Source organism: Flavobacterium anhuiense (assembly GCF_050990855.1).
In the GTDB taxonomy this organism is placed as follows: Bacteria; Bacteroidota; Bacteroidia; order Flavobacteriales; family Flavobacteriaceae; genus Flavobacterium; species Flavobacterium anhuiense_C.
Window position 1 is genome coordinate 723,703 of sequence record NZ_CP158861.1, and the last position, 23,204, is coordinate 746,906.

The 23,204-nt window shown below is 34.2% G+C and carries 19 protein-coding genes; 11 read left to right on the forward strand and 8 right to left on the reverse strand.

Annotation, left to right across the window (positions count from 1 at the left end):
• Nucleotides 1-109 precede the first annotated feature (109 nt).
• Complete coding sequence (gene gdhA / locus ABTV69_RS03450) at nucleotides 110-1,453, reverse strand: NADP-specific glutamate dehydrogenase (protein ID WP_433834273.1); 1,344 nt, start codon at nucleotides 1,451-1,453, stop codon at nucleotides 110-112.
• A gap of 325 nt (nucleotides 1,454-1,778) precedes the next feature.
• Here gdhA and ABTV69_RS03455 point away from each other — a divergent pair, with 325 nt between their 5' ends.
• Nucleotides 1,779-2,570: a THC0290_0291 family protein gene (locus ABTV69_RS03455; protein ID WP_433834275.1), complete on the forward strand. Its 792-nt coding sequence runs from the start codon at nucleotides 1,779-1,781 to the stop codon at nucleotides 2,568-2,570.
• A gap of 85 nt (nucleotides 2,571-2,655) precedes the next feature.
• On the opposite strand, the gene ABTV69_RS03460 is transcribed toward ABTV69_RS03455, so the two are convergent.
• Complete coding sequence (locus ABTV69_RS03460) at nucleotides 2,656-3,798, reverse strand: cystathionine gamma-synthase (RefSeq protein ID WP_433834277.1); 1,143 nt, start codon at nucleotides 3,796-3,798, stop codon at nucleotides 2,656-2,658.
• Nucleotides 3,799-3,902: 104 nt separating this feature from the next.
• Here ABTV69_RS03460 and ABTV69_RS03465 point away from each other — a divergent pair, with 104 nt between their 5' ends.
• Complete coding sequence (locus ABTV69_RS03465; protein WP_433834279.1) at nucleotides 3,903-4,646, forward strand: PdaC/SigV domain-containing protein; 744 nt, start codon at nucleotides 3,903-3,905, stop codon at nucleotides 4,644-4,646.
• 342 nt (nucleotides 4,647-4,988) lie between these two features.
• Here the strand turns inward: ABTV69_RS03465 and ABTV69_RS03470 are convergent, their stop codons facing one another.
• The 3 genes from ABTV69_RS03470 to ABTV69_RS03480 all read right to left on the reverse strand — a co-directional run bounded on the left by ABTV69_RS03470 (nucleotide 4,989) and on the right by ABTV69_RS03480 (nucleotide 8,059).
• Nucleotides 4,989-6,134 (reverse strand): ATP-binding protein, encoded by a 1,146-nt coding sequence (locus ABTV69_RS03470; RefSeq protein ID WP_433834281.1) that lies wholly within the window; start codon nucleotides 6,132-6,134, stop codon nucleotides 4,989-4,991.
• Between the two features lie 105 nt (nucleotides 6,135-6,239).
• On the reverse strand, nucleotides 6,240-6,995 hold the full coding sequence (locus tag ABTV69_RS03475) for an SDR family NAD(P)-dependent oxidoreductase (protein WP_433834283.1): 756 nt from the start codon (nucleotides 6,993-6,995) through the stop codon (nucleotides 6,240-6,242).
• A gap of 188 nt (nucleotides 6,996-7,183) precedes the next feature.
• Nucleotides 7,184-8,059 carry an aldo/keto reductase gene (locus tag ABTV69_RS03480; protein WP_433834285.1) on the reverse strand — a complete coding sequence of 292 codons (876 nt, stop codon included), beginning with the start codon at nucleotides 8,057-8,059 and terminating at the stop codon, nucleotides 7,184-7,186.
• Nucleotides 8,060-8,271: 212 nt separating this feature from the next.
• On the opposite strand from ABTV69_RS03480, the gene ABTV69_RS03485 reads away from it, so the two are divergent.
• The 8 genes from ABTV69_RS03485 to ABTV69_RS03520 all read left to right on the forward strand — a co-directional run bounded on the left by ABTV69_RS03485 (nucleotide 8,272) and on the right by ABTV69_RS03520 (nucleotide 17,676).
• The gene (locus tag ABTV69_RS03485) at nucleotides 8,272-9,276 is read left to right on the forward strand and encodes an AAA family ATPase (RefSeq protein WP_091494435.1); all 1,005 of its coding nucleotides are present in this window, start codon (nucleotides 8,272-8,274) and stop codon (nucleotides 9,274-9,276) included.
• Between the two features lie 80 nt (nucleotides 9,277-9,356).
• Entirely contained in the window at nucleotides 9,357-10,220 is an 864-nt protein-coding gene (locus ABTV69_RS03490; protein ID WP_433834287.1) for a DUF58 domain-containing protein, read from the forward strand.
• A 116-nt stretch (nucleotides 10,221-10,336) separates the two neighbouring features.
• Nucleotides 10,337-11,974 (forward strand): hypothetical protein, encoded by a 1,638-nt coding sequence (locus ABTV69_RS03495; RefSeq protein WP_433834289.1) that lies wholly within the window; start codon nucleotides 10,337-10,339, stop codon nucleotides 11,972-11,974.
• Nucleotides 11,974-12,975 carry a vWA domain-containing protein gene (locus tag ABTV69_RS03500; protein WP_433834291.1) on the forward strand — a complete coding sequence of 334 codons (1,002 nt, stop codon included), beginning with the start codon at nucleotides 11,974-11,976 and terminating at the stop codon, nucleotides 12,973-12,975. Before ABTV69_RS03495 ends, ABTV69_RS03500 begins: the two co-directional genes overlap by 1 nt.
• Before the next feature lie 156 nt (nucleotides 12,976-13,131).
• Nucleotides 13,132-14,166 (forward strand): vWA domain-containing protein, encoded by a 1,035-nt coding sequence (locus tag ABTV69_RS03505; protein ID WP_433834293.1) that lies wholly within the window; start codon nucleotides 13,132-13,134, stop codon nucleotides 14,164-14,166.
• 39 nt (nucleotides 14,167-14,205) lie between these two features.
• Nucleotides 14,206-14,970: a tetratricopeptide repeat protein gene (locus tag ABTV69_RS03510; protein ID WP_433834295.1), complete on the forward strand. Its 765-nt coding sequence runs from the start codon at nucleotides 14,206-14,208 to the stop codon at nucleotides 14,968-14,970.
• A gap of 108 nt (nucleotides 14,971-15,078) precedes the next feature.
• On the forward strand, nucleotides 15,079-16,827 hold the full coding sequence (locus ABTV69_RS03515) for a BatD family protein (protein WP_433834297.1): 1,749 nt from the start codon (nucleotides 15,079-15,081) through the stop codon (nucleotides 16,825-16,827).
• A gap of 102 nt (nucleotides 16,828-16,929) precedes the next feature.
• A complete protein-coding gene (locus tag ABTV69_RS03520) occupies nucleotides 16,930-17,676 on the forward strand; it encodes a tetratricopeptide repeat protein (RefSeq protein ID WP_433834299.1) in 747 nt (248 codons plus the stop codon).
• Between the two features lie 82 nt (nucleotides 17,677-17,758).
• Here ABTV69_RS03520 and ABTV69_RS03525 read toward each other — a convergent pair whose 3' ends face one another.
• The 3 genes from ABTV69_RS03525 to ABTV69_RS03535 form a co-directional block, all read right to left on the reverse strand.
• Nucleotides 17,759-19,306: a vWA domain-containing protein gene (locus tag ABTV69_RS03525; protein ID WP_433834301.1), complete on the reverse strand. Its 1,548-nt coding sequence runs from the start codon at nucleotides 19,304-19,306 to the stop codon at nucleotides 17,759-17,761.
• 430 nt (nucleotides 19,307-19,736) lie between these two features.
• The gene (locus ABTV69_RS03530) at nucleotides 19,737-20,309 is read right to left on the reverse strand and encodes a 5-formyltetrahydrofolate cyclo-ligase (protein ID WP_433834302.1); all 573 of its coding nucleotides are present in this window, start codon (nucleotides 20,307-20,309) and stop codon (nucleotides 19,737-19,739) included.
• Nucleotides 20,296-21,273: a succinylglutamate desuccinylase/aspartoacylase family protein gene (locus ABTV69_RS03535; RefSeq protein ID WP_433834303.1), complete on the reverse strand. Its 978-nt coding sequence runs from the start codon at nucleotides 21,271-21,273 to the stop codon at nucleotides 20,296-20,298. Before ABTV69_RS03535 ends, ABTV69_RS03530 begins: the two co-directional genes overlap by 14 nt.
• Before the next feature lie 135 nt (nucleotides 21,274-21,408).
• Between ABTV69_RS03535 and uvrC the strand changes: the two genes are divergently transcribed.
• A complete protein-coding gene (uvrC, locus tag ABTV69_RS03540; RefSeq protein ID WP_433834304.1) occupies nucleotides 21,409-23,202 on the forward strand; it encodes an excinuclease ABC subunit UvrC in 1,794 nt (597 codons plus the stop codon).
• Nucleotides 23,203-23,204: the final 2 nt, after the last annotated feature.

Sequence of the window (23,204 nt, forward strand, 5' to 3'; positions counted from 1 at the left end):
AATAGACAAATATACTACAAACGGGATTTTATTTAAATTTTAGCTAAAATAAAATACCCTCGGCATCTTTATGAAGACAACGAGGGTACCACTTATTATTGAGTAAATCTTAAACTACACCTTGCGCAAGCATGGCATCGGCAACTTTTACAAATCCTGCAATGTTAGCTCCTTTTACATAGTTAACATATCCGTCTTCTTCTGCACCGTATTTTTTACATTGGTTATGAATTCCGATCATGATTTCTTTCAATCTCAAATCCACCTCTTCACTAGTCCAATTTAAACGAATAGAGTTCTGCGTCATTTCTAATCCAGAAGCTGCAACCCCACCAGCATTAGCTGCTTTTCCTGGCGCAAATAATACTTTGTTGTCTAAGAAAAGTTTAATAGCATCTAAAGTAGAAGGCATATTTGCTGCTTCCGTTACACATAAAACACCATTATCAATTAATTTCTTAGCATCTTCTCCGTTTAATTCGTTTTGAGTAGCACATGGAATTGCGATATCTACTTTTACTTCCCAAGGGCTTTTACCTTTATGGAAAACTGCATTCGGATATTTCTCCAAATATCTTTCAGCTCTATTATCACCAGTAGCTCTCATTTCAAGCATATGGTCAATTTTTTCTCCAGAAATACCTTCTTCATCATAAATATATCCATCAGGACCAGAAATAGTAACCACTTTTCCTCCTAATTCATTTACTTTTAAAGCTACTCCCCAAGCCACGTTTCCGAATCCAGAAATAGCAACTCTTTTCCCTTTAATTTCATGACCGATTGTACGAAGCATTTGGTCTGTAAAGTAAACTACTCCATATCCTGTAGCCTCAGGTCTGATTAATGAACCACCATAAGCCAAACCTTTTCCAGTCAAAACTCCTGTGAATTCATTTCTAATTCTTTTGTATTGTCCGAATAAGTAGCCAATTTCTCTAGCTCCAACGCCAATATCTCCAGCAGGAACATCAAGATCTGGACCGATATGACGACACAATTCTGTCATAAAAGATTGGCAGAATCGCATAATTTCACCATCAGATTTTCCTTCTGGATCAAAATCAGAACCTCCTTTTCCACCTCCCATAGGCAGTGTTGTCAAACTATTCTTGAATACTTGTTCGAAAGCAAGAAACTTCAAAACAGATAGGTTAACAGAATGATGGAATCTAATTCCTCCTTTATAAGGTCCAATTGCAGAGTTCATTTGAATTCTGAAACCTCTATTTACGATGATTTCTCCTTTATCATCTACCCACGGAACTCTAAAGATTATAGAACGCTCTGGCTCCGCAATTCTTAAAAGCAGGTTCTTTCCGTCGTATTTTTTACGCTCTGCGATAAATGGGATAACTGTTTCTGCAAATTCTCTAACAGCTTGAAGAAATTCTGGCTCGTTTGGATTTTTTGACTCAATTAGAGCCATAAATTCATTTATTTTTTGTTCCATCTTTGAAATAAATTTTCAGATAAATTAGGTTTAATTTTTACTCTTAAATAATTAAGAAATTATGTTCAAGAAAACGTTTTCGTTTTAACTGACAAAGATATAGCAAATAATGATTCGATGTTATATTTTTCACTTTTTTAAAGCGATTTGTGTTTTTTTCAAACATTCCAAAAAAAGACATTTTACATGTAGGTGTTTACATATAAATCACTCTTTAAAAGTTAGTAAATTAAGTATTTTGCTAGTTATTTTTCAATACAACGATTTAATATTTTGAATCGATTATGTTTTTTATATATTTGCCGAGATTTGTAAGCCCCAGAAAATGTCTAAACCCCTATTTATCACATTATTTGCCATCTTAGGTATATCAGCTGGTGTATCAGCGCAAGGACTAGCTCAAGAGATCGGAATTTATGCCGGACCAGTTACTTTACAGTCTGATTTTGGCGAAAGACACAACGTCGACACCAATGTGGGAAATACCGGTTTTGGAATCGGAATTATGCATTTTTTAAACTTTTCAGCCAACAACAATAGAGAAAGTTATTTTACAGAACATTTTAAAATACGAACTGACCTATCCTATAGTAAAACCACGCTAAAACATTTTGGAGAATGGGTTGAAAGAAAACCTGATGGAGTCTTTGCACAGCAATTAAAAAACATGCATGCAAGTTCGAGCATTTTAGGCCTGGGAGCTCAAGTAGAATTTTCTCCTTTTATGAAAATTCACGACTTCGAAAATTCAATTGGTAGCCTTAGTCCGTACGGAAGTTTAGGTTTTCAAGTAAGCTATTATTCTGCAAAAATTGGATCTCATTTAGGCGATATTACATTGCCAAATGTTACTCCAGGAAAATACTTAACGCCATCTGATGGACGTCCTCACGGATTCTCTACAGAAACTGGTGTCGTTTTATCTGCAACAGCTGCTGTCGGAGTGCATTACAAACTAACAGAAATGAGCGATTTGATGTTTGAAACTCGTTTCTCAATGTACAATTCAGATTGGATTGACGGACTCAACCCTAATAAAGATATTTACAAAGAAAATAAATCTAACGATTGGCAAGTTTGGTTTAACTTTGGATACATCTATTACTTAGAATTCTAAATCTAGAAAACTACAATATAAAAAATCCCAAATTCCAAGATGATTAAAATTGGAATTTGGGATTTTTTTTATGGAATTTCTTCTGTTAAGAAAGTGCTTGCTCTAAATCTGCAATTAAATCTTCTGCATCTTCGATACCAACACTTAATCGAACCAAATCATCAGTAATACCAACTTCAGCTCTTTTATCTGCAGGAATAGAAGCGTGCGTCATTAAAGCAGGATGATTGGCCAATGATTCTACTCCGCCTAATGATTCTGCTAAAGTAAATACTTTTAGTTTTTCTAAAAACGCAATAGAATCTTCTTTCTTTCCAGATTTAAAATCGAAAGAAACCATTCCTCCAAAAGCTTTCATTTGTTTTTTAGCAATTTCGTGAAACGGATGATTTTTTAAGCCTGGATAATAAACCGTTTTAATTTTAGGATGGTTACTTAAGTAGTCAACTACTTTTTCTCCATTCTCACAATGTCTTTGAACTCGTAATGCCAAAGTTTTGATTCCTCTTAAAACCAAGAAACTGTCCATCGGTCCAAGCGTTGCTCCGGTTGCAAATTGCTGAAAATGCAATTGCTCGCCAAGCGCTGCGTCTTTTACAATTAAGGCACCCGCAATAACATCTGAGTGTCCCCCTAAATATTTTGTAGCCGAGTGCATGACAATATCAGCTCCTAAATCTAAAGGTTTTTGCAAATAAGGCGTTGCAAAAGTATTATCAACAGCAAGAAGGATTTTTTTCTCTTGAGTAATTTTTGCTATTTCTTGAATATCCGCCAATTTCATCAACGGATTTGTTGGTGTTTCTACCCAGATAAGTTTTGTTTTTTCGTTGATTAAACTTTTCAGTTTTTCGATATTTGTCATATCAACAAAATGAAACTTAATACCCGAATCTTTATAAACACGAGAAAACATTCTGTATGTTCCGCCATACAAATCATCCATTGCAATGATTTCGTCTCCAGCTTTAAAGGATCTTAAAACACAATCTGTAGCTGCAAGACCAGACGAAAATGCCAATCCGCGAGTTCCATTTTCAATACTTGCCAGCGCATCTTCCAAAGCCGTACGCGTTGGGTTTGAAGCCCTGCTATATTCGTAATCTGCCAAAGGTTTCCCTGGACTTGTTTGCACAAATGTTGAAGTCTGGTACACTGGCGGCATAACAGCTCCTGTACTTGGATCATGATGCTGTCCTCCGTGAATAACTTTTGTATTGAATTTCATATAGTTATAAATTTTAATTCCTAAATTCTTTTACAAATTTACCGCTTAATTTATTTTATCGCGACACAACTACTTATCTTTGTAGATAATTAACACTTTTTGATATGAAAAATTACTTATTTATAATCTTTTTGTGTTTGATTTTTACAAGTTGCAAAAAAGAGCTTTCATTTGAGAATGAAACATTTGAAGAAAAGTCTACTATACCATGTGCAAAAGACTGCCCAAAAATCACAATAGAAGTTCCAATTGCTAAAAATGTTAAAGTAACTTCAGACAGCATCAATAAAAAAGTCTTTGCTGTCATTAAAGAGATTGTATTTTTTGAAGATGATTCGGTAAAAGTTGATGGTTATAAATCATTAGCCAAATCTTTTATTGCGTCATACCAAGATATGCATGAAAAATTTCCAAACGACACTTTTGGCTGGGAAGCTAAAGTAATCGGAAATGTAGAATTTGAATCTGATCAGATTGTAAACCTTAAAATTGACCATTATACTTTTACTGGCGGCGCGCACGGCTACCAAGGTTATCGCTCTTTATTATTTGATAAAAAAACAGGGAAAACGATTTTCAATAATAAGTTATTTAAAAACGAAAAAGAGTTTAAAGCTTTCGCTGAAAAAACTTTTAGATCAAAATATAAAATCCCAGAAACAGCTAACATTAATGCTACAGGTTTAATGTTCGAAAACGATAAATTCCAGCTTCCGCAAAACATTTTCTATACCTCTGCAGGTTTGCTTTTATACTACAATTCATATGAAGCGGCCTCCTATGCAGATGGTCCAAAAGAATTATTATTTCCATACGAAGAAGTACAAAAATATTTGAATTTTCAATAAAAACATATTAATTGATATTCCGTAGAAATATTTCGTTGGTAGTAAAAAAAATGTGCGTCATTGTATCCTGTAGGGACACCTGATTTGTGGATATAAATTTTTAGCAACATTCATCAAACGTTCCTACGGAACGTATAATTTTGATGCGATTTTTAATTCTACCGACCAGACATTCCTAACAGAATGAATTAAAACACTGGAAAACCTTTGTCTACCAACCAGACATTCCTAATGGAATGAATTGAACCCTAGAAAATCTTTGTCCCTTTGTAACTCTGTATCTTTGCTGCCATATAAAAAACTTAGAACCTTAGCATCTCAGTACCTTAGAACCTCTTTTTCTCACTGAACATCATATTTCATCTTTCGTAAAATCCTCAAAGCTTCCTTAAAAGAAGAATAGACATTTTTATAAGGTTTCAAAAGCATTTTTGCATCGATTAGTTTTTGTCTGGCATCTTCAAAACCATTCAAATAACAAATCATAAATGTAGAAGGGAGATTTTCCAGATCTTTCATTTCTCGTTCAGATAAAGAAATCTCTTTTTCTAGTTTTCTAAGCAATGCAATATTCGAATTATAAATATGATGAAGCATTTTTCTATTGAATTCTGGCGGCTGAAAAAGCATCTGACGGTCAATTTTATAATAACCGTTATCAAAGAAATGAATGGTTTGTTCTTCTAACGGATAATAACTCGTTTTGTCATTTAATCCCAACGGAACATATTCGGTAATAGTAAAAGTATCATCGTTATATTCGATTGTAACCACATCTTGCGCCGAATAAAAAAGTTTGATCTGTTCGTTGATCAACTCGATATCAACTCTTGAAAGATAGGTTTTATCACGAAGCTTTTTTGGAACGCCCGCCCAACAAATCACAAATAATTCTTTGAAAACACGATATTTCGGCGACATATCTTTGTGCCTAAAATTCATAAAATCGATAACACCGTCTAAAGTATACTGAATGCTGTTTCGAGAACTGTTTTCAATTCCGATTACCGTTTCTGTATTCTGATTGCTTTTTTCAATTTCCTCATGTTCTTCTAGAGGAATCGAATTACTGCCACGTCTGATAAAAATACTGTTGGCTAAAATCGTATGAATTCCTTTTTTAAAGTAAGAGATTTTACTTTTAGGCTTTATGGTAACCAGACCGATTACTTTGTCTTTGGGAAGATTAGGAAATGGGACGTTTTCGTATTGAATTTTTGGAGGATTTTCTAAAAAGGCATTTACTAAATTCTGAATTCTACTATCATCAAAGAAATCATCGCCTACAATTTCGTTATCCTGATCTTCAACTCCAACCACAATATAAGAATTGTTATTTGGGTTAGAATTGGATAGTGCGCAAATGTGTTTCAGAAACTTTCCTTTTCCTTCGCGCGAGTGAAGATTCAATTGCCTTTTTTTATCATAGAAACTACTTTCGTCATTATGAGCGAGGAGATTTTTAATTAAAAGGCGTTTATTAATCATCTTCTTTAGTACTTACTTAGAAATTTAGACTTCTTAGATTTGTGATTTTCAGATTCCTAAGATAATCTAAAGATCGAACTTCTAAGAAGTCTAATGCTCTAATTTTTAAATATTTTTTTTCACAATCGTCGAAGACGCTTGTGCCGTACTCATCACAACCAAATCGGCAATATTTACATGATAAGGTCTTGAAACCACAAAGTGAATAATATCGGCAATGTCTTCAGCTTGTAACGGATCAAATCCTTTATACACATTTGCCGCTCTTTCAACATCTCCTTTAAAACGAACTTCGCTAAATTCTGTTGCCACCATTCCTGGGTGAATTCCGCCAACTCTAATTCCAAACGGATTCAAGTCAATTCGCATTCCTGCAGTAATTGCATCAACTGCGTGTTTAGAACCGCAATATACATTTCCGTTCGGATAAACCTCTTTTGCAGCAGTTGATCCAATATTAATAATATGTCCCGATTGTCTTTCAACCATTTGTGGAATTATCGCTTTTGAAACGTACAAAAGTCCTTTCACATTGATATCAATCATCGCATCCCAATCGTCTAAATCACCATTTTGAATCGGATCCAAACCATGAGCGTTTCCTGCATTATTAATTAAAACGTCAATTGTGGCAAAATCATTGGGTAAAGAACCCATTTTTTGCAGCACATCTTCTTTATCACGAACATCAAATGCTAAAGAATGCACTTCTGTAAAAGCAGAAAGTTCTTTTTGAAGTTCTTCTAAACGGTCTGAACGTCTTCCGCAAAGCACCACTTTATAATTGTTTTTTGCTAAAATCTGAGCGGTTGCTTTTCCAATTCCGCTCGTAGCACCAGTAATTAAAACTGTTTTTTTCATTTTAGATTTTGTTTTGGACGCAGATGACACAGATTTACTTCGTAAAGACGCGGAAAAAAATGGATTTTCTTAAAAAAAACATATAAAATCTGCGTTAATCAGCGTCTTTACGAAGTAAATCCGTATCATCAGAGTTCTATTTCTGCGTTTTCACTGAATACTCAAAACTGCGACTGAACACTTAAAAATTAAGGCACATCGTCGCCCATACTTTCTGTCCAGATTGCAAACCAGTCTTCTTTGTCCATTTCCAATTCAATTGCTTTTGATAAAGACTGAATTCTAGCAATGTTAACTGTTCCCGCAATCGGAATTACTTTTGCCGGATGTTTTAAAATCCATGCTAATAAAAGTGTATCTGCACCTAAATGATATTTTTCTAATAAAGTAGAAAACAGCTTTTTCAGGCGGCGCGTCTGTTTGGTGTCTTCTCTAAAAACAGTTCCAAGCGGATTCCATGATAACGGACGAATTCCGTTTGTTTGCATATAATCTAAACTTCCATCTAACATTGGTTCATAATGCGTTGCCGAAAATTGCACCTGATTATAACTTACTTCTGTTTTTTGTCTAATTAATTCTGTTTGAGAACTTGTAAAATTAGAAAGTCCAAAATCTATAATTTTCCCTTCTCCTTTCAATTTCTCAACAGCTTCAGCAATTTCGTCAGCCTGCATTAACGGACTTGGTCTATGAAGTAAAAAAACGTCGACGTACTCTGTCTTTAAATTCTTCAAAGATTTTTCTACAGACTTAATAATATAGTCTTTAGAATAATCATAATGTTTGATTTTGTTTTCGGGGCGTTTATCAGCAATCATCTGAATGCCGCACTTAGTAATTAACTGTAATTTTTCACGATCAATTTTACTTGCGTGAAAGGCTTTTCCAAAATCGGCTTCGGTCGTATACGAACCGTAAATATCCGCGTGATCAAAAGTCGTAATTTTGTTTTCGATACTTACCTGTATCATGTTTTCCATTTCGTTAGTTGTAAGGTTTTTATCCCAAACTCCCCAATTCATAGTGCCCGAAATTATAGGCGATAAGACTGTTTTGCTCATAATAATTATGCGTTATTTTTGGTAATAATTATGCTTTAATAAAACATAATCATCAAAGTTCTTAAAAATATAAAAATAGATTCACAATTAGTCCTTAAAATTAGGTCTTTGGTCGAAGTTTTAACCATTCTTTAACATCTTACTTCTCAAAAAATATTCAATTTGCACTCTCAAAAATTAGGCGTAAAAATCAAGGTTTTAAAAATATTTATATGGAAGAAAATACAACGACTTTAGACATTAGAGCGATAAATGAAAAAATTGAGCGAGAAAGTGCTTTTATAGACCTTCTTACGATGGAAATGAACAAAGTTATTGTGGGTCAGAAACATATGGTCGAGCGTCTATTGATCGGATTACTTGGACAAGGACATATTTTATTGGAAGGAGTTCCTGGTTTGGCAAAAACTTTAGCCATCAACACGCTTTCTCAAGCGGTTCAAGGGTCTTTCAGCCGTATCCAGTTTACGCCAGATTTATTACCTGCCGATGTTATCGGAACCATGATTTACAATATTAAAGCAAACGAATTCTCAATTAAAAAAGGACCAATTTTTGCCAATTTCGTACTTGCCGATGAGATCAACCGTGCGCCTGCAAAGGTTCAGTCAGCGTTATTAGAGGCGATGCAGGAGAAACAAGTTACAATTGGTGATTCTACTTTCAAATTAGACCGTCCGTTTTTAGTATTAGCAACACAAAACCCTGTTGAGCAAGAAGGAACATATGCGCTTCCTGAAGCACAAGTTGACCGTTTTATGTTGAAAACTGTTATTGATTATCCAAAAATTGACGAAGAGCGTTTTGTAATTCGCCAAAACTTAAAAGGAACTTACGAAAAAGTAAACCCTGTTGTTTCTGTAGATCAGATTTTACGTGCTCAAGAAGCTGTTCGTGAAGTTTATATGGACGAAAAAATCGAGAAATATATTCTTGATATTATTTTCGCTACACGTTACCCAGAAAAATACAAATTAGCCGATTTAAAACCGCTTATCAGTTTTGGAGCTTCTCCTCGTGGAAGTATCAATTTGGCTAATGCTGCTAAATGTTATGCTTTCATCAAACGCCGTGGTTATGTAATTCCAGAAGACGTTCGTGCAGTTGTTCACGATGTGCTGCGCCATAGAGTTGGAATCACTTACGAAGCAGAAGCAGAAAACATCACTTCTGTAGACATTATCAACAAAATCGTTAACGAGATTGAAGTACCTTAAAAATTTGTTTCAAGTTTCAAGTTTCAAGTTGTTGCAAAACGAACTTGAAACTTTTAAACTTTAAACTTTAAACAAATAGAATGGATACAAAAGAGCTTTTAAAAAAAGTACGGAAAATAGAAATCAAGACGAAAAGACTGAGCAATCACATCTTTTCGGGAGAATACCACTCTTCATTTAAAGGACGAGGAATGACGTTTAGCGAGGTGCGTCAATACCAATACGGAGATGATATTCGTAACATCGATTGGAATGTAACCGCACGCTACAACGAAGCTCACGTTAAAGTATTTGAAGAAGAACGCGAATTAACCATGGTTTTAATGGTCGATATTTCGGGTTCGGAATCTTTTGGTTCTAAAAATCAATTCAAAAAAGACATCGTAACCGAAATTGCGGCAACGATGGCTTTTTCGGCTACGCAGAATAATGACAAAATTGGTTTGATATTATTTTCTGATACAGTAGAATTATATATTCCACCAAAAAAAGGACGTTCGCACGTACTTCGCATCATTCGTGAATTGATCGAATTTGAACCAAAAAGCCAGAAAACAGACATTGCGCAAGCTTTGAAGTTTTTATCTGGAACCCAGAAAAAGAAAGCCATTATTTTCATGATTTCCGATTTTATGTCTGATTCTTATGAGCATACATTAAAAATTGCTTCTAAAAAACATGACATTACAGGCGTTCGCGTGTACGACATTCGTGAAGAAAAAATTCCAAATTTAGGAATGGTACCCATGCTAGATGCCGAAACCGGAAAAATTCAAATCGTTGATACTGGTTCAAAAACCGTTCGAATGAATTACGAGAAGCACTATCAAGAAAAATTAAATTATTTTAAAGATACTTTCCGTAAATCTGGAGCAGGAATTGTAAATACCAGAGTTGACGAAAATTACGTTACTAAACTATTAGGCTATTTCAAATCACGATAAATATAATTTTAGATTGCAGATTTTAGATTTTAGATTTTTAAAAATTGAGAATTTAAATTCTGATAAATTAATGCCATTAGCAATCATTTTAGACTAAAATCTGAAATCCAAATCAAATGAAATTTAAACTTTATATATTTTTATTGCTTTTTTCTACTATGATTTTTGCGCAGCAGAAACAAGTAGAAACAAGTATTGATACCACCAAAAACAAAATTGGTGCTGAGTTCAAACTAACGCTTAAAACAGTTGTATCTTCAACAGCGAAAGTTGAATTTCCAAAACTTAAAAATATTGGTCCGCTAGAAGTAATTCAATCTTATCCAATCGATACGGTTAAGAAAGATGCCACTAATTACGAACTTATCAAAAAATATGGTTTAACACAATTTGATTCTGGTCGTTATACAATTCCGAGCATTAAAATTTTAATCGATAAAAAGGCTTTCTATTCTGATTCTCTTAAAGTTGAAGTTGCTAATCTAAAAGTGGATACTTTACAGCAAAAAATGTATGACATCAAAGACATTTCTGCTGTTGATGAAGGAATGGGAAATTGGTGGATTTACGCTTTAGTAGCTCTAGCAATTTTAGGGATTGGCGCTTTTGTTTACTGGTATGTTAAAAAACGTCAGCTGAAAAAAATCGAAGAAGAAGTTTATAAAACTCCAATCGAAAAGGCTACAAGTTTACTGAACAATCTGGAGTCAAAAGAACTTGTTCAAAAAGGAGAAATTAAAGAATACTATAGCGAACTTACTGATATTGCTCGAAATTATATTGAAGAAGCCATTCATATTCCAGCAATGGAAAGTACCACTTCTGAGTTAATTACAGCAATTAGAGAAGCTTCTACCAAAAAGAAAATGACGCTTACGCCAGAAACGGTTGAGAATTTAGAACGCGTTTTACGCCAGGCCGATTTGGTAAAATTTGCGAAATCTAAACCGCTTGATTTTGAAATTACGGATGATAGAAATAAAATTCAGAAAGTAATCTTAACCCTTGATAATGCAATTCCAACTGAAGTTGCAGAAGACATTGAAGATCAATTATTGAATGAAGCGCAAAGACAAAAACAAATTGCAGCGCAACTTCGCAAAAAACGTAATGCCAGAATTGGTTACGCAGTCGCAGCTACCATACTTTTATTGTTTGCTACAACGACTTTCTTTGTTGTAACCAAAGGATTCAATTATGTAAAAGATAATATAATTGGCCATCCTTCCAAAGAATTATTAGAAGGTGAATGGGTAAAAAGCGCTTACGGAAGTCCTGCGGTTATCATTGAAACACCAAAGGTTTTAAAAAGAATGGATGCGCAAAAAACACTTCCAAAAGAAGCAATGGCACTTATTAAAGAAATGCAGCTTTTTGCATACGGAAGCATGATTGACAATTTTTATGTAACCGTTTCTACCTCTAAATTTAAACAGCCAACCGATGTTGACTTAAATAAAACCCTTGAAGGCACAATAAAAATTATTGAGGCTCAAGGAGGACAAAATATTATTTTAAAACAAGAAGATTTTCAAACTAACGAAGGTATTCAGGGAGTAAAAGGCTACGGAACAATGACTGTTCTCAATCCTGCAACTAAAACGAGTACAAAAGCATATTATGAATTATTGCTTTTCAAACAAGATCAAGGTTTACAGCAAATTATGATTTTACATGAAGAGGGTGATACATATGCTAATGAAATCACAACCCGAATATTAAATTCTGTTGAACTTCAAAGAGCAGGCAACTAATGAGCAAGATCACTTTTTTAAATCCAGAATTTCTTTGGTTGTTTCTATTAATTCCGATTGCAATAATTTGGTTTTTCTGGAAACGCAACCAGCAGTCGGCTACCTTAAAAATAAGTTCGACAGCAGGATTCCAAAACAGCGAATCGTTACTTATAAAACTAAAACCTTGTCTGTATGTTTTTAGAATCTTAGCATTAAGCGCATTAATCATAGCTTTGGCAAGACCACGAACAGTAGACATCAGCAATCAGACTAAAACAACAAAAGGAATTGATATTGTAATGGCAATTGACGTTTCTGGATCTATGCTGGCAAAAGATCTAAAGCCAAACCGTATGGAAGCTTTAAAACGAGTAGCAGCGGATTTCGTTGAAGAAAGACCAAACGACCGAATCGGATTGGTTTTATATGCTTCTGAAGCTTACACCAAAACACCTGTTACAAGCGATAAAGCCATTATTCTTGAAGCTATTAAAGGAATCAAATACGATCAAGTTTTACAAGACGGAACTGGAATTGGAATGGGATTGGCAACTGCTGTAAATCGTTTAAAAGACAGTAAAGCAAAAAGCCGCGTTATCATTTTGCTTACCGACGGTGTTAACAATGCAGGTTTTATTGAACCTGAAACAGCTTCTGATATTGCAAAACAATACGGAATTAAAGTTTATACTATTGGCCTTGGAACCAACGGAATGGCAGAATCTCCATACGCATACGCTCCAAATGGAGGTTTCTTATTCAAAATGCAGAAAGTAGAAATCGATGAAAAGCTAATGAGAAACATTGCTAAAAAAACCGATGGAACTTATTTTAGAGCAACAAGCAACGATAAATTAGCAGAAATATATAACTCAATCAATAAGCTTGAAACAACAGAAATTCAAGAATTGAAATTCTACGATTACGACGAAAAATACAGATTTTTTGTCTTATTTGCAGGTTTGATGTTATTGCTTGAAGTTGGATTAAGAAATACAGTTTATAGAAGCTTTATTTGATTTTTTTCAAAATCAAAAAATCCAAATTTTAAATTCCAAATAACAAACATCAAATTGGAATTTGGAATTTAAAAATTGGAATTTAAAATTAAATAAAGCAGATTTGGAATTTGGAATTTATCCCTACAAAGATGGGATTGGAATTTTAAAACATTTATGGAATTAGACGAAAAAAAATATTTATATCTCTTATTACTTATCCCGATTGTAGTTTGTATTTTTCTTTTCAATATGTATTGGAAAAGAAGAACACAGCGCGAATTTGGTGATCTAGAAATGGTAAAAAGATTGAGCCCTGAGAAATCGGTTTTTAAACCTGTTTTAAAAATCGCTGTGATTCTTTTGGCGCTTACTTGTTTGATTATTGGTTTGGTAAATCCGAAGATTGGAACTAAAATGGAAACCGTAAAACGAGAAGGTATTGATATTGTTTTTGCTGTCGACGTTTCTAAAAGTATGTTGGCAGAAGACGTTGTTCCTAGTCGTTTGGATAAAAGTAAACAGTTGGTTTCTCAAATCATCAACCAATTAGGAAGCGATAGAATCGGAATCGTAGCGTATGCGGGAAGTGCATTTCCGGTTTTACCTATAACATCAGATTACAGCGTTGCTAAAATGTTTTTGCAAAGCATGAGTCCAGGAATGGTTTCGTCTCAAGGAACTTCTTTGGATGAAGCGATTAAATTATCTTCGACTTATTTTGACGAAAAAAGCAAAACGAGCAAATTATTAATTCTTATTTCTGATGGTGAGGATCATTCTGAAGGTGCGGCGGCAGCGGCAGAAGAAGCCAACAAATTGGGAATGAAAATCATCACAATTGGTGTTGGAACAGAAAGAGGAGGAACAATTCCGTTAAAAGAAAATGGTGTAGTTAGAGGATATCAGAAAGATCAAAACGGAGAAACTGTAATTACCAAATTAAATCAAGAAGGTTTAAAAACTATTGCAAAAGCAACAAAAGGTGGTTATGTTTACGGCGGAAGTACAAAGGAAGTTTTAGAATATGTAAAAAATGCTTTAAACAATATTCAGAAAACAGAATTTGAAGCGACACAAATGGCCGAATTTCAATCGCAGTTTCAATGGTTTATCGGATTTGCATTTTTACTGCTTTTCCTAGACATTTTCTTATTGGAAAGAAAAACAAGCTGGATTAAAGAATTGGATTTATTTAATGAAAAGAAATAAATGTTCAGAGTGAAATTCAGAACAAAAAACAAAATTAGAATGAAAAATTTACTCCTTTATATTTTACTAACCATTTCTTTTGCAGTTTCTGCGCAAGAGAAAGACAAAACATTGCCTGCTGGTAATGAAGAATATAAACAGAATAAATTTGTTGATGCTGAGGCAAACTATAGAATTTCGGAATCTAAATTTCCGAAACGCTCAGCAGCGCCTTATAATTTAGGAAATACTATTTACAGACAAAACCAGGTTTCAGAAGCTAAATTGGCTTACGCGAAAGCGATAAAAAACGCCAAAACAAGACCTGAAAAGCACAAAGCCTATCATAACCTTGGTAACGTTTTCATGAAAGAGAAAGATTATACGCAGGCTGTTGAAGCTTACAAGCAAGCGCTTCGTAACGATCCAACCGACGATGAAACACGTTATAATTATGCTTACGCAAAACAAAAGCTAAAAGAAAATCCTCCTAAAAACGATCAGAATAAAGATAAGAACAAGGACAAAGACAAGGATAAGGATAAAAATAAAGACAAAAACAAAGACAACAATAAAGATAAAGACAAGGATAAGAAAGACGATAAAGGCGATCAGGACAAAGACAAAAAAGATGGTAAAAACGATCCTAAGAAAGATGACAAATCTGACAACCAAGGAGAGCCAAAACCACAACCTGGAGGAATATCAAAAGAGCGTGTCCAGAATTTGCTAGATGCAGTAAACAATGAAGAAAAGAAAATTCAAGACAAAGTAAACGCTCAGAAAGTAAAAACTAATCCTAAGAAAACAGAAAAAGACTGGTAAAATTTGGTTAATCGTTTAACCGTTAATTTGTTTATTTGATCCAAACAATACGATTAAACAAAATAACGTTTAAACGATTAAACATTAAAAACAACGATTCAACAAGTAATGAAAAGATACTTAATTCTATTTCTACTCACTTTTCAAGGACTAATGGCCCAAGTACAATTTGAAGCCAGAGTCAGCAAAAACACACTTGGAGTAAACGAAAGACTTCGCGTCGATTTCATCATGAATGTAGACGGAGATAATTTCGAACAACCTTCTTTTGAGGGATTTAGGATGGTTGCTGGACCAAGCCAACAGATTAGCCAATCTTGGATTAATGGACGAAGTTCTTTTCAAAAAATATATTCGTATATCTTACAGCCTGAGAGAAAAGGGGCTATCACAATTAAACAGGCGGCAATCGAATTTAATGGTCAGATTTACAAAACAAATCCGATAAAAGTTACAGTAACTAATGCTGTTGCTCAAGAAAGAGATCCAAGCGACAGACCTCCGGGATCTGGAAATGAATTATTGACTCTTGTTGCCGAAATTTCAAAAACAAATCCGTATTTAAATGAGCCAATTACAGCTGTTTATAAATTGTATTTCAATAATATTGGAGTTACAGGCTTTAAAGAATTGGCAAAACCCAAATACAATGATTTCTGGAATCAGAATATTGACATCAAACAATTGGCAATTGAAGAAGGAAATTTCCAAGGCCAAAAATGTTATTATGTTATTCTGAAAAAAACCATTTTATATCCTCAAAAATCAGGAAAACTTACAATTGAACCACTTTCACTAGATATTGGCGTACAATTACCAACCAATCGTCGTGATATGTTTGGTCAAATGATTATTACAGAAGACAATAAAGTGGTTTCTGCTGGAGCAAAAACAATCAATGTAAGACCACTTCCCGAAAGTACAAAACCAGAAGGATTTACTGGCGCTGTTGGAAGACTGAATTTTACTGTTACTCCGTCAAAAACAACACTTAAAAATGGTGAAGGTCTTGACTTGATCGTAAGCGCACAAGGAACAGGAAACATGAAGTTATTTACGCTTCCAAAACCAGTTGTTCCAAACGCATTAGAAATGTACGATCCTGTTCACGATGAGCAAGTAACGACTTCGCTAAGCGGTATGTCTGGAAGAATCACAGACAAATATACTATTGTACCCCAATACCGTGGAAAATATGCGATAAAACCAATGCAGTTTTCGTATTTCGATTTGAGTACTGGCACGTATAAAACCATTACTTCAAAAGAAATTATGATTGATGTTCTGGACGGACCAACACCTGCGGAAGCCAATACAGGAGCATCAGCTTCTAAAAATGCGGTGGTAAAAGCAGATCAATTCAAAAACATTAAATCTAGAACAGCATTAATTCCTATTGCTAAAAATGATTTCTACGATTCTAGTTTGTATTTAGGATTGTTGTTCGCACCGTTTATCATTATTCCAATTATCATCTTGGCTAGAAAGAAAAAAGAAGCTATGGATAGTGATGTTACCGGAAATAGAATTAGAATGAATAATAAGCTGGCGAAAAAGTATTTATCGCAAGCTAAAAAACATCTTAATAACAAAGAGCCTTTTTATATCGCACTTGAAAAAGCAATGCACAATTTCTTGAAAGCAAAACTGCATATTGAGACTTCAGAAATGAGTAAAGACAATATTAGAGAATTGCTATTGTCTAGAAATGCAAATCCAGAAACGGTTCAGAATTTTATTGCTCTTACTGAAAACTGCGAATTTGCACGTTATGCACCAGCATCAAGCGCTTCGATTCAGCAGGATTATGATAAAGCTGTCATGATTATTTCTGAATTGGAAAAACAGATTGTTTAATTTTTTTACCGCAATCCCGATAGCTATCGGGAGCAATAGAAAATTGATTTAGATTGAGTCGAAGTCAAGTTCGCAAAGTTGAAAATCTTATTATAAAATAAAATGAAAAACATACTATATCTATTTTTATTAATCTCGCAGGTTTTCTTTGCGCAAGGGCGCTTTGAATCGGCCAATGCATTGTACCAAAAGGGGCAATATAAAGAAGCGGCGCAGGTTTATGAAAACATCATATCGGAAGATAAAGTGCATTCTGCCGAGTTGTATTTTAATTTAGGAAATTGTTATTACAAACTAAATCAGGTTGCGCCTTCGATTTACAATTATGAAAAAGCTCTGGTCTTAAAACCAAACGATCCAGAAACTTTAAACAACTTAAAATTCGCCAAAAAACTAACCATTGACGAAATCAAAGAAGTTCCGAAAGTGGGTTTTGCCAAACTGATTCAGAACTTTACTTCTATTTTTGATTACAATACTTGGGCTAAAATTTCTGTTACACTTGGATTTGTATTCTTATTGAGTTTTATTGGTTATTATTTCTCAAATGCTACATTGGCAAAAAGAATTTATTTTGTTGGAATGTTCATTATCTTGGTTGCTTTTGCTTTAAGCATTTCAGCTGGAATGTCTGAAAAAAGCCATTTTGAGAACGATCGTTTTGGCATAGTTTTTTCTGAATTAAGTCAAGTGAGACATGAACCTAAAAAATCTTCAAATGGCATTATTTTATTGCACGAAGGAGCAAAAGTTTATGTATTGGAAAGCATTGCCGGCTGGAAAAAAATAGAATTGACAGATGGAACTCAAGGTTGGATCGATTCTTCAACCATAAAAGAAGTAAAATAAAGTTTTAAAATATTTAAATATAGAAATCCCAAATTCCAATCTCGTTTTGGAATTTGGGATTTTTCATTTTTTAGAATTTGAATTAGTTTACTGCATCAACCAATCGTACAAACTCAGATCTATAACCATCTTCATCATTTGATAAGCCTGATTTTGCCAATCTTTTGATTTCTGAACTTGAGCTGTTGGCAATGTATTTTGAGTCACGCAATTTTAGTCCGAACCAAGAAACTGCTGTTGTAAATTTGAAATCTTGAGAACTGTTTTCTAAGTCTGTTTTCTTATCTGCAATAACATTTACAATCTCAATGCTTTTATTGCCATCAGGTTTTTTATATCTAAATTTCACTGTCGCCAACTCATCACTATGATTCTCGGGAGTTTTCTGCGTTTTAGTATATTTTAAATCTGAAGGAACATAATCGCTTTCTACTCCAGTTGGAACAATCTCATAAAGAGCCGTAACCGAATGTCCGCTGCCTAATTCGCCAGCATCAATTTTGTCATTTTTAAAATCTTCAGCATTCAGTTTTCGATTTTCATAACCAATCAATCGATATGCTTGAACATGATTTGGATTAAATTCAATTTGGATTTTTACATCTTTCGCGATAGCAAACATAGAACCTTTAAATTCTTTTCCAAGAAAACGATTTGCTTCTTGAATATTATCGATATAAGCATAATTTCCGTTTCCTTTATCAGCTAAGATTTCCATTTTGCTGTCTTTATAATTCCCCATTCCAAATCCGAGAACAGTTAAGAAAACACCAGACTCTCTTTTTTGCTCAATCAATTTCAGCATATCATCATCAGAAGAAGCGCCAACATTAAAATCACCATCAGTAGCTATCACTACTCTATTGTTTCCTTCTTTGATAAAATTCTGTTGCGCTAGTTTATATGCTAATTCGATTCCTTCACCACCCGCTGTGCTTCCGCCTGCATGCAAATCGTCAAAAGCATCTATAATTTCATCTTTATTATCGCCCGAAGTTGACTCCAAAACTACTCCCGCAGATCCTGCATAAACCACAATCGAAACTTTGTCAATGCTTCTAAGTTCTTTTACTAAAACTTTCATCGATTCTTTCAGTAATGGCAGTTTATTCTGCTCGTCCATCGAACCGGAAACGTCCACTAAAAAAACGAGATTAGAAGCTGGCAAATTTGCCATTGGAACGTCTTTTCCCTGCAAACCAATTTTGAGCAATCGGCTGTTTTTGTTCCAAGGACAATCGCTGTATTCTGTATTTATAGAAAACGGATGCTGGCCTTCTGGCTGTGGATATTTGTATTTAAAGAAGTTGACCATTTCCTCCACACGAACTGCGTCTTTTGGAACTTTTTGTCCTTCATTTATAAATCTGCGAATATTGGTGTACGATGCATTATCAACATCTATAGAAAAAGTAGAAAGAGGTTCTTTTAGCGGAGATTCAAACGGATTCTCTTCTAATTCTGCATAACTCTCTGTATTAGCGTCAGGAATATAATTTTCCTCTAAATCGGTCGCTGTTACCGCAACTGCGGTAGAATCTGCATACTCTGCTGTAGCGTAATCAGCTTTCTTACAGCTGAAAATAGTAAGTACAAGGAATGCCATCATAAAGAAATTAAGATTTCTCATAAAGTAAATTTTTAAAAATTAATAAATAGGTTATTGGCTTCAAATAAGGACTAGCATTCCGGATGTACTAGAGACGATTATTTGCAATTTTTCGAGTAAGCAAAATCGTGCCAAAAAAATTAAAAATCTTTTTCTTACGAGAAAATAAAATAAAAATTCCTTGTTTTATAAGGCATTCAACGTAGAAATATTTTTTTTAATTTTTGTAAAATGGGAAAAGTGAGAAGTAAAATGTAATTCTGTATTTTGTCTATACAGAATCGTAGAGACACAGTACAGTGCGTCTACGCCCAGCATATCAACAAAGATTGTGTTAACCGCACAGATTTTTTTGCCACAGATTAAAAAATTAGAAAGATTAATCATTTTAAATCCTTTAATCTGTGGCATTATTTAATCGCACAGAATTGTATGGAAAATATTGTGGATTTTAAAAAAACTGATAGATTTTCTCAGGCGTTACGCAATAATCCAATTTGACATCCGATTCAAAAACATCATCAATCTGAGGTACAGATTCAAAGAAAGAAAGTCCGATCTTGATGGTTTCGGGTTTGCATTCGGCTAGGAATTTATCATAAAAGCCTTTTCCATAACCAATTCGGTTTCCAAAAACATCAAAAGCCAAAAGCGGTACAAAAACCACTTCAATTTTAGACGAAGGCACTTCGATTCCGTCAACTGGTTCGGGAATATTATATTCGTTCTTTCTAATTTTAGTATTATCCGTCAAAAGAAAATGCGTCATCTTTCTCGTTTCGAAGTCACTTTTAGAAACCAAGATTTCCTTGTCTTTTCCAGAAAGCAAATGCAGAATATATTCAGTATTAACTTCTTTTTGTTCTTCAATGGGAAGAAAAACATGAAAATAGGTTTTATCCCAAATTGGCATCTGGATTAATTGGTTTACAATTCCCAGACTTTTCTCCTCTACTTCATCAAAAGAAAGTACTTTTCTGAAATTTTTATATTCTATTCGAAGTTCTTTTTTACTCGTCGGCATTGTCTGGTATTTTAGATAAATGATAAATAGCATCGCCTTCATAAACAATTGGCGAATGATTGGCATTAATTACATAACCATCATGTGGCGCTTTAACTTTTTGTTCAAACTTCCCAAATGGATCCGTAATAATCGCTAAGATAGTGCCTTTGGTTACAAATTTCCCAACCAGATTAAAATCATGTAATAAACCCGAACATTTTGCTCGAAGCCAAACCGATTGTTTAATGTAAATTGAAGGCGTTAATGCAGGCTCCATAATTTGTTTAGAATCTAACATTCCCAAATAATGAAGCAAACGTTTGGTTCCTAAAACACCTTGATTGGCAATTTCATTATTAATATCTAAAGATTTTCCTCCTTCAAAAAGCAACATTTTTACATTAGCGCTTTCAGACGTTTTTCTAAAAGAACCGTTTATATTTTTAGAATAAAGGGTAAAAGGTGCATTAAAAACATCGGCCAAAACTTTTAGTTCAGGATTATTTTCGGTAATTCTAATTTGTGGGGCATTGAAACGGCTTGCTCCTCCTGCGTGAAAATCGACTGCATAATCCAAAATCGGTAGAATTTCTTCGACGATATGAAAAGCAAATCTACTTGCCAAAGAACCTTTTTTACTACCTGGAAAAACACGATTTAAATCACGTCCGTCTGGAAATTCTCGAGATTTATTTACAAAACCATACATATTGATCACGGGAATGCAAATTATCGTGCCACGAGCAGGTCTGTTTATTTTTTTACTGATAATCTGACGAACAATTTCAACTCCATTAATTTCGTCGCCATGAATTCCAGCTGAAAATAAAATGGTTGGACCTTCATGCTTGGAACGGCGCACGATAACAGGAATATTCAACTTGGTTGTAGTATGCAGACGAGCAATTTCGACGTTTATGGTTCTGTGTTCTCCCGGCAAAATCGATTCGCCAAAAATAACCAATGGAGTACTATTTTTCATGTGGAATTATAAAATCTAAATATAGAAATTATTCTTTTGATTTTGTAAATTTGAAACTAATTCAATGTTAAGCTTCTTTCAGAAATCGGAATGGTTTTTGAAAAGCTTCTCGAACATCTTCAGAAATACAATAGAATGCAAAAACCAGCCTTAGATCTTCAAATTTTAACTTTGCCTGATAATCCTGGCGTGTATCAATATTATGATAAAGATGGGAAAATCTTGTATGTCGGCAAAGCTAAAAATTTAAAAAAAAGGGTTTCATCTTATTTCAATAAAATTCACGATACGGCCAAAACGAATGTTCTGGTAAAAAAAATAGTGACGATAAAACACATCGTAGTTCCAACCGAAACCGATGCGCTTTTATTAGAAAATAATTTAATTAAAACACTTCAGCCGCGATACAATGTTTTATTGCGCGATGACAAAACCTATCCGTGGATTTGCATTAAAAAAGAACCTTTCTCTAGAATATTTTTAACTAGAAGAATGGTCAAAGATGGTTCAGAATATTTTGGCCCGTACACTAATTTCAAAATGGTGTACACTATTTTGGATTTAATTAAAGAATTATATCCGCTTAGAACTTGTACTTACGATTTGAGCGAATCGAATATTAACTCAGGAAAATTTAAAGTTTGCCTAGAATATCATATTGGCAATTGTAAAGGCCCTTGTGAAGGCTTAGAACCTTTGGAGGAATACCAAAAGCAAGTCAATGCGATTCGTGAAATCCTGAAAGGAAACTTCAAAGAGAGTTTAAAGGATTTCAAGAAATTGATGAACACGTACGCGCAGAATTTACAATTTGAGGAAGCGCAGAAAATAAAAGAAAAAATTGAAGTTCTAGAGAATTATCAGTCTCGATCTACTATTATCAATCCGAAGATTACCAATATTGACGTTTTCTCGATCGTTTCTGACGAAAGCGCGGCTTATGTAAATTTTCTACAAATTTCACACGGTTCGATTATTCGTTCGCATACTTTAGACATTAAGAAAAAACTAGATGAATCTGACGAAGAGTTACTAGAATTGGCCATTGTAGAATTGCGTGAACGTTTTCAATTACTATCCAAAGAAATTATTGTTCCTTTTGAATTGGATTTAGGCGAAAAAATAAAAGTAACGGTTCCGCAGCTTGGAGACAAAAAGCAGATTTTAGATTTATCGATTCGAAACGCCAAATTTTACAGAATTGAACAATTGAAACAGTTGCAAATTGTAGATCCTGATCGTCATGTGAAGAGAATTATGGCTCAGATGCAGAAAGATCTGCGTCTTCCTTATGAGCCTCGACACATTGAATGTTTTGACAACTCGAATATTCAAGGAACAAATCCTGTTGCAGCTTGCGTAGTTTTTAAAGACGGAAAACCAAGCAAAAAAGAGTACCGCCATTTTAATGTCAAAACTGTTGAAGGCCCGAATGATTTTGCTTCGATGACTGAAATTGTGTATCGCCGCTACAAAAGATTGTTGGACGAAAACGAACCTCTTCCGCAATTAATAATTATTGACGGCGGAAAAGGACAGCTTTCGGCAGCACTAAAAAGTATCGATGATTTAGGATTAAGAGGAAAAGTTGCCATCATTGGAATCGCAAAACGTCTTGAAGAACTTTTTTATCCTGGAGATTCAATTCCCTTGTATTTGGATAAAAAATCAGAGACCTTAAAAGTCATTCAGCATTTAAGAAATGAAGCGCACCGATTTGGAATCACTTTTCATAGAGACAAACGAAGCAAGTCTGCACTTAATTCTTCGGTAGAAAGCATTCCGGGAATTGGAGAAAAAACAATGCTTGCATTAATACAACATTTCAAAAGTGTTAAAAGATTAAAACTAGCCACAGAAAAAGAAATTTCAGCAGTTGTAGGTGTTTCTAAAGCCAAAAAAATTGTCGATTTTTACAAAACCAATTAAAA